This window comes from Mesorhizobium sp. M1E.F.Ca.ET.063.01.1.1 (assembly GCF_003998155.1).
GTDB lineage: Bacteria > Pseudomonadota > Alphaproteobacteria > Rhizobiales > Rhizobiaceae > Mesorhizobium.
Map to the genome: position 1 here is coordinate 14,761 of NZ_RZSC01000012.1, position 13,048 is coordinate 27,808.

Sequence of the window (13,048 nt, forward strand, 5' to 3'; positions counted from 1 at the left end):
CGTTCGTGCGCAGGGCGACGCCCATGAAGAGTGACGCAATAGCATACCCGCCGCGAGGCCTCTCTCGGGACGAAGCGGCACGCTACGTGGGTGTTGGGACGACGCTTTTCGACGAGATGGTTGCCAACGGGCGCATGCCTCGACCCAAGCGCGTCAACAGTCGCGCTATCTGGGACCGCGTCGCGCTCGATATAGCATTCACAGCACTGCCAGACAAAGACACTGGTCTGCAAGAACTTCTAGAGCGGAGCAACAGGGAGGCAAAGAGACTATAGAAATACGCTCCTTGCGTATACGCTGCTGGCGTATTACAGTTGATGGCCCATAGGAAGAAGCGATGTGGACGAACGTGAAAAGCTTGCGCTGGAAGTGAAAGCTTGGCGGGCTGAGGCGGGGTTCACTGCCGAAGCCGCAGCCAAGCTGCTTGGAATACCGAAGCGCACTTTCGAAGGCATCGAGCAAGGCAGAGGCTTCCCCTATGCGCTCCTCCTGCGCGTTGCCATGGACACGAATGCTCTTTCACTCAAGGCAATGCAGGAGAAATCGTCACTTAAGGACTAGCTGCAGCCCAGCTGCCGGCGGAGACTTCAATGGCCAGACCCTTCAAGGATGCGCGCTACCCGGGCGTCTCTTCGCGGACCAGGAACGGCAAGACCGTTTATCGCTATCGGGCAAAAGGCATGCCGGAAATCCGGCTTCCCGGTAAGCCGGGCGCTCCGGAATTTGAAGCCGAATATCAAAGGGCGACGCAGGGTCTAGGCAAGAATGCTGCGATCATCGACCTGCCTGGTCGAGCGCTGCCAAGGACCTTCGGCCATGCGGCACGCCGGCTTGAGACAACCATGGAGTGGCTGGATTTTGACGAAGCGACGCAGCGCAAAAACGTGCGCCTGATAGAGCGCTTTCTTAATCTCAGGGTCGATCCAAAGTACCCGCTGACCTGGCGCGATACGCCGGTAGAACACATGGACGCGGATCGGCTTCGCGCCATAATCGAAGGCATTTTTGCGACAAATCGCACAGTCGCCAAGCACATGCTTGTCGCCGTCAAGAAACTGCTGTGGGTCGCGATCGAAGTTGAGAAATGGATCAAGCCGCAGGACGATCCATCGCTATCCATTCGTGTTCGCGTGCCCAAGTCCACCAGCAATCCCGCTTGGCCGGTTGCGGTCCGCGAAAAATTCGAGGCAAAGCATCCGATCGGCACGCCTGCACGCACATGTTACGCGCTGGGTTTCTGGCTCGGGAACCGGCGCGGCGATATCGCCGCTCTGGAGTGGGAGGACCTCGTCACCGAGGAGATTGAACTGTTCGACGGCTCGCTCGAGTTGATCGAAGCGTTTGCCTTCCGCCAGAAGAAGAACCGCAACCGCCACGGCGGAAGGGAAATGTTCATCCCAATCGTAGACAAGCTGGCGGCGGCCCTGGAGCCGCTCGATCGCTCGCGGGGCGGTACGGTTTTGAAAAATGCCTACAAACGGGCGTTCTCCGAAAAGAGCCTGACCGGCATGATGCAGCATTGGACCCGCCAGGCGGGAATTCCGGACGGCTACACGCTTCATGGCTTGCGCCGCACCTTCGGCACCTACCTGGCTGAATGCAACATCCAGGCGAGAGCCATCATGGAGGCGATGGGGCATTCCTCCATGACCGTGACTGACAACTATGTGCGTGAGGCAAACAAGAAGCGGATCGCGGTGGATATCGCTCGCGCCATCAATCAGCGCGAGGCCAAACGCGATGCCATGAAGCAGCCAACTGTCCTGCGAGTCGTCAGGTGATCAGATCGAGCCGGAACAAACCGTGGCCGACGTTGCATAGCCGGGCCCATAATGGGCCCAAAACGTTTTGGGCCGAGGCCACTTTTCATCAATGAAATCAATGGTCATGGTGGGCCCGGAGGGACTCGAACCCCCAACCAAGCGGTTATGAGCCGCCGGCTCTAACCATTGAGCTACAGGCCCCACGCGGGCTGGCTTAGTGTTTTTCGCCTCGCGACACAAGGCTTTCCGAAGGCGCTGGCGACGCCCGCCCAAATCAGCCCATATTCGCGCTCTAGTTGCCAAAACGCGACTGGTTCGCAGACCGAGGAGATTTCGATGACCAGACATCTTTTGCCCATGGTGCTCGCGGCAGCGCTCGCGTTTCCGGCATTTGCAAGCGCGGCCGATTCACCGCCCCCGCCCCGCATCGTCGTTTCCGGCGAAGGCGAAGCGACCGTTGCGCCGGACATGGCGATGCTGACGCTCAGCGTCATGCGCGAGGCCAAGACCGCGCGCGCCGCGCTCGATGCCAACAACGACGCCATGGCGGCGGTTATCGCTGCGATGAAATCGGCCGGTATCGCCGATCGCGATCTGCAGACAGCCGGTATCCAGATCAACCCGCGCTACAATTACACCAACAAGGCGGACGGCAGCCAGGAAGCCGAGCTCGTCGCCTACCAGGTGACGAACACGCTGTCGGTGCGCGTGCGCGACGTCGACAAGACCGGCGACGTCCTCGACAAGGCGGTGTCGCTCGGCGTCAACCAGGGCGGCGGCATCGCCTTCACCAATGACGATCCGAAAACCACCATCGTCGAGGCGCGCAAGAAGGCGGTTGCGGATGCGATCGCCAAGGCCAAGACGCTCGCCGAGGCCGCTGGCGTGAGCCTGGGCAAGGTGATCGAGATCACCGACCAGAATGTCGCGCCGGTCCCGATGCCAATGAACGCCAAGGCCTTCGATGCCGCCCGCGCCGCCGTGCCCGTGCAGGCCGGCGAGAACTCCTACTCTGTCCAGGTCACCGTCACGTTCGAGCTGAAGTGATCGCCGCCCGACCGGTGGTCCGGATCCAGCCACAAAAAACCCCGGAGGACCGGTCCTCCGGGGTTTTTCGAGCCGCGCGCTTCAGGCCAGCTGAAAGGGCTCGCTACTCATAGCTGATCCTCGCAGAGGATCATGCTAAGCGATCCTCACAGAGGATCGCCGTTCCTGGCGATCTCGCCCCTTAGCGATAGATGATCGGGCAGCCGCGCTCGTTGGCGAAGACCACCACCACGCGGTCGCCATACTGGCGACCGGCCACCTTCACCGTGCGCCGGTCGATGTCGACGATGCGGACGCGATGCAGGCCCATGCGCTCGGCCTTGTCAAGCGCGCGGTCCAGCGAGCAGCCGCGGCGGCGCCATTCCCGATCGCGACGATAATAGCCGTCATCGTCCTCGCCGGTGTAGACGCCGAAACGGGGATCGGGGCCGTTGCCGAAGCCGAGATAGAGGCTGTCCGCGTGCGCCGCCGGGATGGCACCGAGCGTGCCGAGCCCGACAAGGGCCGAAAGGGCTGCCGTCTTGATCGTGTTGAACATTGTCTCTCTCCTTGTTGGGGGCTTTCGCCCGTTCGAATCGGTAATTCGGCGAACCGATGGGCCAAGAATGCCCTTTCCTGTCTGAACTTCCCGCGAACCGGCTGTTCATTTCCGGTTCATGTGGCAGGAAAAGGGATTTTCCCGAACCTATCGCTTCTTTCCCTCGAAACTGCAGGCCGAAACGCGCCATGGCGCGGCCGGTCCCGCTCTGGGTTCGTCATCCAAATGCGAACCCGTCAGGGTTCGTCATCAAGGATATAGTCAAAATAATCGTCAGGCTCGGCCAGGTCGGTTTCCTTGGCCTTCACCCGGCCGCGGATCGAAATCCCGGCCTCGTGCACGGTCTCCGCGCTGCCCGAAACCAGTCTGTGCCACCAGTAGAGATCATGGCCTTCTGCAATGAGCCGGTAGGCGCAGGTCTTGGGCAACCAGGTGATGGTGCGCACGTTCTGCGGCGTCAACCCGACGCAATCGGGCACGCGCGACAGCCGGTTGGCATAGTCAGAACAAAGGCATTTTTCGGCGTCGAACAGCCGGCAGCCGACGCTCGTCCAGTAGATCTCGCCGGTATCCTCGTCCTCGAGCTTCGACAGGCAGCATTTGCCGCAGCCGTCGCAGAGCGATTCCCACTCGGCCGGGGTCATCGCCTCTAGCGTCTTGGTTTTCCAGAACGGTGCGGTCATGCGGCTGGATTTGGCCCTCCTGGGCCTTCCGGTCAAGCGCGCTGTCGCAGTGACCCGGTATCAACATTAGAAAAACACGAAATTGCCTTCAAAAGGCCGGCCAAGCATCCTTGGCTGCCGCCAATGCCCGACGGAACCAATTGCGGTTGATGTAAGTTTGGGCAGGGATGGGACCCCACTAGGAGAAAATCGATATGAAACGCCAACCACGGATTCTGGCGGGTACGGCAATCGGCCTGCTTATGGCATCCGCGCCGTTGGGCGCGTATCCGCTGCAGGGGAATGCCGTTTTCGGCGCCTCGCATGGAGCGCCGGTGATTCTGGCGCAGGAGAACTGCGCCGAAGGCCAGTCGGCCGAGGCCTGTGCGCAAGCCGGGGGCCAGCAGGGGGAAGCAGAGCAGCCGAAGAGAAAGAAGCGCGAGCAGCAACAGCAGACGCAATCGGCCCCGGCCGAACAGCCTGCAGAGCCGGAGCAGAAGCCGCGCCGGAAGCGGCAGGACCAGCAGCAGATGGATACCGGCCAGACGGAGCAGGCAGCCCCCGCCGAGCAGCAGCTCAAACCGCGCAAGAAACGCGATCAACAGCAACAGATCGAGGCAGCCCCGGCCGATCAGGGCGGCCAGCCTGCGGCCGACGAGCAGCAACCGCGCAGGAAGAAGCGCCAGTTGCAGCAACAGACTGAGACCGCGCCGGCCGAGCAGCCCGCGGAACAGGCCGCACCGGCGACCGACGAGCAGCAGCCGCGCAGGAAGAAGCGCCAGCTGCAGCAAACCGAAACCGCGCCGGCTGAGCAACCGGCCGAGCAGGTTGCCCCGGACCAGCAGCAGCAACTGCGCAAGAGGAAGCTCAATCAGCAGCAGAGCGAGACGGCTCCGGCCGAGCAGGTCGCCCCCGACCAGCAGCAACTGCGCAAGAAGAAGCTCAATCAGCAGCAGGAAGCCGCGCCTGCGGAACAGCCGTCAGAACAGCCGGCAAATGACAACCAGCCCGGCAAGAAACGCAAGCTGGGCCAGCAACCTGCCGAGCAAGGCCAGACCCCTGCCGAACAAGCACCCGCAGGTCAGGCCTCTCGTAAGCTCAAGCCGTTGCCGGTTCCGGGAGCCGAGCAGGCACCGGCCGGGACCGAGCAGGCGCCAGCTCAAGAGGAACAGCCTTCGAACCAGAACAAGAGGCAAGCCAAAAAACCGCTGACGGAGCAACCCGCAACGGGGCAGCAGCAGCCCGCCCCCGGCGAGCAGCCGGCCGAAGGCGGGGCAACCGCCGGCACTGCCGCGCAGGGCCAAGCGCCTGCCAATGCGAACGAGGCCCCCATCTTCGACAGCCAGAAGGATGTGGTGCGCAAGCGCAAGGGCCGTCGGCCGGCCGGCCAGAACGAAAGCGGTCAGGCTGGTGTTGAGCAAGGCGGTACCGGCCAAACTGGCAATCAAACCGAACAGCTTCAGGGCCAGCAGGCGCAGACGCCTGCGCCGGTCGACCAGGGTCCGCCGCCCACCGACGACAAGGCCGCGCAACAGGAAATCCAGCCTGAGAAGTTCGTGCCTGTCACCGAGGAAAAGGGCAAGCGGATTGAGCTTACGCCCGAGCAGGTTGTCCGCGATCGCCGCCGGCCGCAGGGCGCGGACGTGGTGAAGCAGTTCGGCGACCGCGTGATCCTCCAGTTCAACAACCAGACATTCGTGGAAAGCAACGAGGCGCCTCGCATCACGCGCGGCGCCAGGAACGTCTACTACGAGGATCTTTCGGGCGACCGCACCCGCGAAATCGTCGAGCGCGACAACGGCATCCAGATCGTCACCATCCGCAACCGCAATGGCGACGTCATCAGGCGATCGCGCATCACGCCGGATGGCCACGAATATGTGCTGAGCTATGTCGACGAGCGGTACTACAACGATGTCGACGAATGGCGCGATCCCGGCGACGACCTGCCGCCGATGCGGCTCGACATCTCGCGCCGCGACTACATCCTGGATTCGGAGGAAGTCGAGGATCCGGACGAGTATTACACCTTCCTCGAACAGCCGCCGGTGGAGAGGGTGCAGCGCCTCTACTCGATCGACGAGGTCAAGCGCTCGGCCCGCGTGCGCGACATCGCCCGCCGCATCGATCTCGACACGCTGAACTTCGACTTCGGCTCGGCCACGATCTCCGATGAAGAGGTGCAGAAGCTCGAAGGCGTGGCCACCGCCATGGAAAAACTCCTGAAGAAGAACCCGGCGGAGACCTTCCTGATCGAAGGCCATACCGACGCTGTCGGTACGCCCGACGCCAACCTCGCGCTGTCGGATCGGCGTGCCGAGGCGGTGGCCGAAGCGTTGACCAACGCGTTCGGCATCCCTGCCGAGAACCTCACCACGCAGGGTTATGGCGAGGAGTATCTCAAGGTGAATACGCCTGGCCCGAACCGCGAGAACCGTCGCGTCGCCATTCGCCGCATCACCTCGCTGGTGGCGCCAGTGGCGAGCAACACGGAGCAATGACTAATGCATGTCGCCCAAAAGTGCATGGCGGTTTTGGGCGACATGCACGAAACAAAGACCTGAAGCGCATCGCCTGAATCCGTTTCAGCTCGACGCGCTTTAGTTTTTGATTTCAAGATCCTGACCCGATTTTCGGAATCAGCGCGGCAAGACGAGGCCCGTCCGGATCCGGACGGGCCTTTTCATTGAAAATTCAAGAAGAATTGTCCTGCTTATGCCGCCACGCTCATTGAATCGCCGCATTGCGGCACCCAGATTCTAGCCAGGGCGTTCCCTGCCCTGTCCCGACTCCAGCGGGACACATGAGCCCCGCCGGCCCCCCTCTCCGGCGGGGCTTTTTGGTTTGCGCGGGCCAAGGGCAAGAAGGCCGAGGTGGAGCGAGACGGCTGCAACCCGTCAGTAGATTCTTTTGACGTTCGTCCGCGAGTTCGCGAACACCTCGTCCGGCACGAAGAAGTCGCCGGCCAGCGGCCCCTTTGCGCCCGGCGCATAGATGGAAAAATCCGTGACGCCCTCGGCGCGAAGCACCTCCTCGTCGATATAGAAATTGCCCGTCGCCTCGCGCGATGGGCGCAGGAAGATCGCACGCGCCGCATCGGCCATGATGTCGGGCGAGCGGCTCATCGCGGCCACCGTCGCGCCACCGAGCAGATTGCGCACCGCAGCGGTGTCGATGGTCGAGATCGGCCAGAGCGAATTGACGGCGATGCCGGCGCCGGCGAACTCGGCGCTCATGCCCAGCGTGCACATCGACATGCCGAACTTGGCCATGGTGTAGGCGACATGGTTCTTGAACCACTTGGCCTTCATGTCGAGCGGCGGCGCCAGATTCAGGATGTGAGGATTCTTTGCCAACTTCAGGTGCGGAATGCACATTTTGGAGACCAGGAAGGTGCCGCGCGTATTGATCTGGTGCATCAGGTCGTAGCGCTTCATGTCGGTTTCCAGCGTGCCGGTGAGCTGGATGGCGCTGGCATTGTTGACGCAGATGTCGATGCCGCCGAACCGCTCGACGGTCTTTGCTACCGCATCGGCGACCTGAGCCTCGTCGCGGATGTCGCAGAGCATCGGCAGCGCCTTGCCGCCGGCCTGCTCGATTTCTTCAGCGGCGGTGTAGATCGTGCCCGGCAGTTTCGGATGCGGTTCAGCGGTCTTGGCGGCGATCGTCACATTGGCGCCGTCGCGCGCCGCGCGCAGCGCGATCGCCAGCCCAATCCCGCGCGACCCGCCCGAGATGAACAGCGTCTTTCCCTTGAGCGACATCCTTAGCCTCCCTCAGCAACAGGGGGGCAACTTGCGCGGTGGACTAGCCTGACGCAAGGCCCAAGGGGCCAGTTCGAGATTACGCAACGTCGCGCCCAGGGAGGTCTAGACCAGGACCAATCCCTGCCGCATGGCGATCGCGATCGCATCGGTGCGGTTGGCGGCGCCGAGCTTGATCAGGATCGCGGCGACGTGGAACTTCGCCGTGTGCACCGAAATGTTGAGCCGCCTGGCGATCACCTTGTTGGGCGCGCCTTCCGCCAGCAGCGCCAGCACCTCCGCCTCGCGCGGCGACAACGCCGCGCGGGTCTGGTTGTCGTCGTGCGCTTCCTCTTCCGACAGCTCACCGTGGAAATCGCCTCGCGCGGCAATTTCTGCAGACCCGCCACTGGTAACGCGATAACCGGACGCCGCCAACCGCGCCGCGGCGGCGACCAGCAGGCCATCCGCGAAGGGCGGCAACACGGCGAGCACATTGCCGGGCAGTTGTTCGCGGCGGATGCGCCGGGAAAGCAGAACGGCAGGCGTATTCGAAGCAATGGCCCGGTTTGCCAAAGCCGCCTCATCGATCACGGCGACGTCCGCTGTCTGGCCGGCGCCGCTTTCGCCAAACGCCGGCAGCAGGTCGTCGCTGGCGCCAAGCGCATCGGCCAGTTGCTCGGCGCGCTCAGCATCGCCGAGCGCGATCAGCACCGTCAGCCGGTGGGTTGCCGGCTCCGGTCTCGCAATCGTTTGTGTCGCGCTGCCTGGCATCGCCCCTCTCAGCTCAGCGGCTTCTCGCCGATGGTGATCGAAACGTCCCGCTCAGCGCCGCCGCTCATGATACCGAGCGTCACGGTTGCGCCGGCACTGTCAGGCCCGAGCTTGCGGATCAATTCGCGCGGCCCACGCACCGCTTCGCCATTCCAAGCGACGATGATGTCGCCGACATGCAGGCCGGCGCCCTTGGCCGGACCGCTGTCGTCAAGGCTCATCACCATCGCGCCGTGGGTGTCGCCGTTGCGGATCGGGTGCAGCCCGGCGCCGAGATAGCCGCGCGCGACATGGCCCTTTTCGCGCAGCGTCGCCACTGCCCGCTCGATCGTCTCATAGGGCATGACCAGCGCCCGCCGCCGCGGCCCGAACAGGAGCATGCCGATCAGGCCGCCCTTGGCGTCGAGCACCGGACCACCCTCGAAGCGGCCGCCGGTATTGATGGCGAGATTGATGCGCCGATCGATGGTGCCTCCGCGCATAGAGCGCCAGGCAGGCCCGACCTCGCCGACCGTGCCGAACACCGCAAGCGCAGCCCCTTCGCTGCTGCCGACGGCGATCGCCACGTGGCCGGGACGCACGGCAGCGGCCTGAGGCAGTTGCGGCAGACCGGCCTGGGCGGAAGCCGGCTTCAGCAGGGCAACGCCCGTCGAAGGATCGCGGCCGACGAGTTCCGCCTTGACGGTTTCGCCGGAAGCCAGCGTCAGCTCGATTTCCTCGCCGGCCTCGACCGCCTCCTCGGCGGCGACGAAGTAGCCGTCCCGCCAGTGGAAGGCGCTGGCCGTGCGGTGGTGATGCGTTGCGAAGCTCGCCAGCGCCGGAGCGGCGGCTGCCGCGACATCGGCAATGGCGTCTGAAAATGCGCTGAGGTTGAAGTTGCTCATATCAATCATCTCCTGGGTTCTGTGACCCAGATATCGCTCCATGACGCGCCCGCTGGTACTCGCCTGACGGCTAGTCGGCTGCTGGACTGGCCATCTGGTCAGGTCGCGGCAAATGCGGCCGCTCCGCACATATAGTGCGTGTCGCCCAAAAGCGCCGCGCGGTTTTGGGCAACGACACGCACAAAAGAAAAACATCGTTCCGCCACATCACACGGGAACACGCCGATGGCCTTCGCCGCCGAAAAGCTCCAATCCGATGACACCCTGCTCGATGCCTATTCGGCCACCGTCGCCGATGCCGTCGATCGCATCGGCCCAGCCGTGTGCCGCATCGAGCGCATCGGCGCCGGCGGCCATGGCTCCGGCTTCGTCATCGCCCAGGACGGGCTGGTCGTCACCAACTTCCATGTCGTCGGCGACGCGCGCGCCGTGCGGGTTACGATGCCCGACGGCGCCGCGCGCGAAGGCCATGTGCTGGGCCGCGATCCCGACACCGACATCGCGCTGGTGCGCGCCGACGGCAGCTTCGCCGACGTCGCGCCGCTCGGCGATTCCAAGCGCCTGCGCCGCGGCCAGATCGCGATCGCGATCGGCAATCCGCTCGGTTTTGAATGGACCGTCACCGCCGGCGTCGTCTCGGCGCTCGGCCGCTCGATGCGCGCCTCGACCGGCAGGCTGATCGACGACGTCATCCAGACGGATGCGGCGCTCAACCCCGGCAATTCCGGCGGGCCTCTGGTGTCGTCGACGGGCGAAGTGATGGGCGTCAACACCGCCATGATCCACGGCGCGCAGGGCATCGCCTTCGCGGTCGCCTCCAACACCGCCAATTTCGTCATCTCCGAGATCATCCGCTTCGGCCGCGTGCGCCGCGCCTTCATCGGTGTTTCGGCCGACACGACCAATCTGCCGCGCCGGGCAGCGCTGCTGTCGCAGGTCTCGACCAACACGGCCGTGCGTCTGCGCAGCGTCGAGAAGAACGGCCCCGCCGCGAAGGCCGGCCTGAAGGAAGGCGACATCATCGCCGCTATCGACGGCCGGCCGGTCACCGGCGTCGACGACCTCGTGCGCATGCTCGATGCCGAGCGCATCGGCCGCGAGACGCTTTGCACCGTCGTGCGCCGCAGCGGCGTCAGCCAGGTCGTGGTGACGCCGGTGGCAAGGAACGGCTAGGCCCGCCGTCACCGGCTATCGCCCAGCTGGCCGTTGATCCCTCTACAAATTGCACCTGAAATTCGGGGCTGGGAGGGATTGCCTTGATGACGTCGATCAGCACGCCGTTTGGATCCCTGGTGATGAAATGGCGCTGGCCGAAGGGCTCGTCGCGCAATGTATGAAGGACCGGCAGACCAGCGGCAACGATACGCTCATAGACCGCATCGGGGTCGCGCACCTCGAAATTGATCAGCAGGCTGGAGGTCCGTCCGCGCCCCTGTTCGGGAATCGTCTCGTGGTCGCCCTGGACGATGCCGAGATTGACCCGCCTGTCCTCGCTCGAGCGCAGATGCACATACCAGCCGCTTGTAAACAGCGGCTCGAAGCGGAAATGCTTGATATAGAAGTCCGCCGTGCCCGCGACATCGCCGGTCATCAGCACCGGATAGTAGCTCGTCGTCTTCATCTTTCTTTCTCCTACCACATAACATACAGTCTGTATGTAAATGCAATAACATACAGGCTGCATGTATGCAACGAGAGTCTGGACGCCGCTCCAATCGGGACCGCACCGAAGCGACGCGGGCCGATCTGATCCGCGCGGCGCGAAGACTGTTTACGGAGAAATCCTATGCCGAGACCGGCACGCCGGAGATCGCCGCCGCCGCCGGCCTGACACGCGGTGCGCTCTACCATCACTTTGCCGACAAGCAGGCGTTGTTCGCCGCTGTCGTCGAGCAGGAGGCAGCGACAGTGGCGGCGGAGATCGATCGCGCCTCGGCGCCGTCGCTATCCGCCCGCGATGCCTTGATCGCCGGCTCCGACGCCTATCTCGCGGCAATGCGCGCACCCGGCCGCACGCGGCTTTTGTTGCTCGATGGCCCAGCCGTGCTTGGCCGCGCGGCGATGGACGACATCGACAACCGCCACGGCAACCGCTCGCTGCGCGAGGGGCTTGTCGCCGCGATGCGGGCGCGAGCGATGACCCGATTACCGGCTGAGGCACTGACCGCTTTGCTGGCCGCCACCTTCGACCGGGCAGCACTTGCCATCGAGGCCGGCGCATCAGAGGAGGATTATCGCGCCGTGCTTATAGCGCTCATGGACGGCTTGTCTCCGGCCCCTCCTCCGTCCAAACACCCGGCTCCAGCTCGTTGAAGCAGCCGAGCTGCCGCTTGAACTCATCGATCAGCCAGGACGCCGCTGGCTTCGGGCTGCGGTCGCTGCGGTGCATAGCATAGAGCGGCGAGCGCACCTCGCGATAGGGTTCGAGATCGAGCTCGACCAGCCGGCCGCTGGCGAGATCGTCGGCAATCAGCCAGCGCGGCAGGCCGCCCCAACCAAGACCTTCGCGCATCAGCGCGTGCTTGGTGCGCACATCCGTCAATCGCCAGGTGCGGTAGGCAAAGACGCCATAGTCGCGGCCGCGCGTCCGCTCCGACTGGTCGGAGACGACGAGCTGGATATGCTCGCGCAGATCCTCGATGGCCACAGGTTTCGGCAGTTTCGTCAGCGGGTGGTCGGGTGCCGCCGCCGGCACCATCGAGGTGAAACCGATGCGCAACAGATTGACATCGGCATCGCCTATCAGTCCGCCGAAGCCGAGATCTGACTGGCCATTGACGACCTGATCGACGATCAGGCCGAGCGAGCCGATATAAAGCCGCAGCATCACCGCCGGGAACTGCGCCTCGAAGGCTTTCAGCACCCGCACCAGGGCTGGCGAAGGCAGCGCCACGTCGACCGATACGGTCACCTCCGCCTCCAGTCCCTGCCGGTAGCCATCGGCGCGCGAGCGGATGCGCTGCAGGACGCCGATCATGCGCCGCGCGTCCTCCAGCATGGCCTTGCCGACATCGGTCAGCTGCGGCTCGCGCATACCTTCGCGCTCGAACAGCTTCAGGCCGAGCTGCGCTTCGAGATTGGCGATGCCGTAGCTCACCACCGACTGCGCCCGGTTGAGCTTGCGCCCGGCGGCCGAGAAACTGCCGGTGTCGGCCACCGCCACCAGGATCTGAAGTTGGTCGAGCGTTGGATTGGGCTGCATGATCAATCCATACTTTAGATGGATACCATGCAAACTATACCAGTTTTCCAGATAGAGCCGCAATCCCATATTGGCGGGGAAAGTTTCAATCCAACCCCAAGGGGACACCGCCATGTCTATTCTGCTTGTTACCTCCAGCCCGCGCGGCGCTGCTTCGCATTCGACCCGCGTCGCTACCGACCTTGCTCAGAAGCTGGTTGCCGCCGATCCGTCGAACACGCTTGTCGTGCGCGATCTGGTTGCCAACCCGCTGCCGCATATCGACCCCGACTATGCCACCGGCATCTATACGCCGGCCGAAGCCCGCACACCGCGTCAGGCCGAAGTCGTCGGGGTTTCCGACGCCGTGCTCGACGAGCTCTTTGCCGCCGACACCGTGATCCTTGCGACCGGTTTCATCAACTTCAACATCTCCTCGACGTTGAAGTCGTGGGT

General features: G+C 63.9%; 15 protein-coding genes and 1 tRNA gene. 8 read left to right on the forward strand and 8 right to left on the reverse strand.

What is annotated here, in order from left to right; translation table 11 throughout:
* The first annotated feature begins 23 nt into the window (after nucleotides 1-23).
* From EOA29_RS42745 to EOA29_RS02730, 3 genes are all read left to right on the forward strand, one after another.
* Nucleotides 24-275, forward strand: a complete 252-nt coding sequence (locus tag EOA29_RS42745) for a hypothetical protein (protein WP_127220184.1) — start codon at nucleotides 24-26, stop codon at nucleotides 273-275.
* 64 nt (nucleotides 276-339) lie between these two features.
* On the forward strand, nucleotides 340-561 hold the full coding sequence (locus EOA29_RS02725) for a helix-turn-helix domain-containing protein (protein WP_127220185.1): 222 nt from the start codon (nucleotides 340-342) through the stop codon (nucleotides 559-561).
* A 29-nt stretch (nucleotides 562-590) separates the two neighbouring features.
* The gene (locus EOA29_RS02730) at nucleotides 591-1,781 is read left to right on the forward strand and encodes a site-specific integrase (RefSeq protein WP_127220186.1); all 1,191 of its coding nucleotides are present in this window, start codon (nucleotides 591-593) and stop codon (nucleotides 1,779-1,781) included.
* A gap of 107 nt (nucleotides 1,782-1,888) precedes the next feature.
* Here EOA29_RS02730 and EOA29_RS02735 read toward each other — a convergent pair.
* Nucleotides 1,889-1,964, reverse strand: a tRNA-Ile gene (locus EOA29_RS02735).
* A gap of 135 nt (nucleotides 1,965-2,099) precedes the next feature.
* Here EOA29_RS02735 and EOA29_RS02740 point away from each other — a divergent pair.
* Nucleotides 2,100-2,810: an SIMPL domain-containing protein gene (locus tag EOA29_RS02740; RefSeq protein ID WP_126092494.1), complete on the forward strand. Its 711-nt coding sequence runs from the start codon at nucleotides 2,100-2,102 to the stop codon at nucleotides 2,808-2,810.
* 181 nt (nucleotides 2,811-2,991) lie between these two features.
* Here the strand turns inward: EOA29_RS02740 and EOA29_RS02745 are convergent, their stop codons facing one another.
* On the reverse strand, nucleotides 2,992-3,348 hold the full coding sequence (locus tag EOA29_RS02745; protein WP_126092493.1) for a hypothetical protein: 357 nt from the start codon (nucleotides 3,346-3,348) through the stop codon (nucleotides 2,992-2,994).
* A gap of 236 nt (nucleotides 3,349-3,584) precedes the next feature.
* The gene (locus EOA29_RS02750) at nucleotides 3,585-4,031 is read right to left on the reverse strand and encodes a YcgN family cysteine cluster protein (RefSeq protein ID WP_126092492.1); all 447 of its coding nucleotides are present in this window, start codon (nucleotides 4,029-4,031) and stop codon (nucleotides 3,585-3,587) included.
* A 194-nt stretch (nucleotides 4,032-4,225) separates the two neighbouring features.
* Here EOA29_RS02750 and EOA29_RS02755 point away from each other — a divergent pair, with 194 nt between their 5' ends.
* Nucleotides 4,226-6,511 (forward strand): OmpA family protein, encoded by a 2,286-nt coding sequence (locus EOA29_RS02755; protein WP_126092491.1) that lies wholly within the window; start codon nucleotides 4,226-4,228, stop codon nucleotides 6,509-6,511.
* A 396-nt stretch (nucleotides 6,512-6,907) separates the two neighbouring features.
* On the opposite strand, the gene EOA29_RS02760 is transcribed toward EOA29_RS02755, so the two are convergent.
* The 3 genes from EOA29_RS02760 to EOA29_RS02770 form a co-directional block, all read right to left on the reverse strand.
* Nucleotides 6,908-7,774 carry an NAD(P)-dependent oxidoreductase gene (locus EOA29_RS02760; protein ID WP_126092490.1) on the reverse strand — a complete coding sequence of 289 codons (867 nt, stop codon included), beginning with the start codon at nucleotides 7,772-7,774 and terminating at the stop codon, nucleotides 6,908-6,910.
* A gap of 105 nt (nucleotides 7,775-7,879) precedes the next feature.
* Nucleotides 7,880-8,527, reverse strand: coding sequence for a LuxR C-terminal-related transcriptional regulator (locus tag EOA29_RS02765; protein ID WP_126092489.1), 648 nt, complete (start codon nucleotides 8,525-8,527; stop codon nucleotides 7,880-7,882).
* An 8-nt stretch (nucleotides 8,528-8,535) separates the two neighbouring features.
* Complete coding sequence (locus EOA29_RS02770) at nucleotides 8,536-9,411, reverse strand: S1C family serine protease (RefSeq protein ID WP_126092488.1); 876 nt, start codon at nucleotides 9,409-9,411, stop codon at nucleotides 8,536-8,538.
* Nucleotides 9,412-9,636: 225 nt separating this feature from the next.
* Here EOA29_RS02770 and EOA29_RS02775 point away from each other — a divergent pair, with 225 nt between their 5' ends.
* Nucleotides 9,637-10,584 (forward strand): trypsin-like peptidase domain-containing protein, encoded by a 948-nt coding sequence (locus tag EOA29_RS02775; protein WP_126092487.1) that lies wholly within the window; start codon nucleotides 9,637-9,639, stop codon nucleotides 10,582-10,584.
* On the opposite strand, the gene EOA29_RS02780 is transcribed toward EOA29_RS02775, so the two are convergent.
* A complete protein-coding gene (locus EOA29_RS02780; protein ID WP_126092486.1) occupies nucleotides 10,544-11,032 on the reverse strand; it encodes a VOC family protein in 489 nt (162 codons plus the stop codon). The two genes, EOA29_RS02775 and EOA29_RS02780, sit on opposite strands and share 41 nt — an antisense overlap.
* 65 nt (nucleotides 11,033-11,097) lie before the next feature.
* On the opposite strand from EOA29_RS02780, the gene EOA29_RS02785 reads away from it, so the two are divergent.
* Complete coding sequence (locus tag EOA29_RS02785; RefSeq protein ID WP_126092485.1) at nucleotides 11,098-11,724, forward strand: TetR/AcrR family transcriptional regulator; 627 nt, start codon at nucleotides 11,098-11,100, stop codon at nucleotides 11,722-11,724.
* Here EOA29_RS02785 and EOA29_RS02790 read toward each other — a convergent pair.
* Nucleotides 11,666-12,613 (reverse strand): LysR family transcriptional regulator, encoded by a 948-nt coding sequence (locus tag EOA29_RS02790; RefSeq protein ID WP_126092484.1) that lies wholly within the window; start codon nucleotides 12,611-12,613, stop codon nucleotides 11,666-11,668. The two genes, EOA29_RS02785 and EOA29_RS02790, sit on opposite strands and share 59 nt — an antisense overlap.
* Before the next feature lie 112 nt (nucleotides 12,614-12,725).
* Between EOA29_RS02790 and EOA29_RS02795 the strand changes: the two genes are divergently transcribed.
* Nucleotides 12,726-13,048, forward strand: a 323-nt coding sequence (locus EOA29_RS02795; protein WP_189478801.1) for an NAD(P)H-dependent oxidoreductase, incomplete at its 3' end; no start/stop codon positions are given.

Coding starts and splice junctions, on each gene's coding strand:
- EOA29_RS02775 (WP_126092487.1), top strand. CDS start 9,637: ATGGCCTTCGCCGCCGAAAAGCTCCAATCCGATGACACCCTGCTCGAT.
- EOA29_RS02740 (WP_126092494.1), top strand. CDS start 2,100: ATGACCAGACATCTTTTGCCCATGGTGCTCGCGGCAGCGCTCGCGTTT.
- EOA29_RS02760 (WP_126092490.1), bottom strand. CDS start 7,774: ATGTCGCTCAAGGGAAAGACGCTGTTCATCTCGGGCGGGTCGCGCGGG.
- EOA29_RS02790 (WP_126092484.1), bottom strand. CDS start 12,613: ATGCAGCCCAATCCAACGCTCGACCAACTTCAGATCCTGGTGGCGGTG.
- EOA29_RS02765 (WP_126092489.1), bottom strand. CDS start 8,527: ATGCCAGGCAGCGCGACACAAACGATTGCGAGACCGGAGCCGGCAACC.
- EOA29_RS02770 (WP_126092488.1), bottom strand. CDS start 9,411: ATGAGCAACTTCAACCTCAGCGCATTTTCAGACGCCATTGCCGATGTC.
- EOA29_RS02750 (WP_126092492.1), bottom strand. CDS start 4,031: ATGACCGCACCGTTCTGGAAAACCAAGACGCTAGAGGCGATGACCCCG.
- EOA29_RS02730 (WP_127220186.1), top strand. CDS start 591: ATGGCCAGACCCTTCAAGGATGCGCGCTACCCGGGCGTCTCTTCGCGG.
- EOA29_RS42745 (WP_127220184.1), top strand. CDS start 24: ATGAAGAGTGACGCAATAGCATACCCGCCGCGAGGCCTCTCTCGGGAC.
- EOA29_RS02755 (WP_126092491.1), top strand. CDS start 4,226: ATGAAACGCCAACCACGGATTCTGGCGGGTACGGCAATCGGCCTGCTT.
- EOA29_RS02785 (WP_126092485.1), top strand. CDS start 11,098: ATGCAACGAGAGTCTGGACGCCGCTCCAATCGGGACCGCACCGAAGCG.
- EOA29_RS02745 (WP_126092493.1), bottom strand. CDS start 3,348: ATGTTCAACACGATCAAGACGGCAGCCCTTTCGGCCCTTGTCGGGCTC.
- EOA29_RS02780 (WP_126092486.1), bottom strand. CDS start 11,032: ATGAAGACGACGAGCTACTATCCGGTGCTGATGACCGGCGATGTCGCG.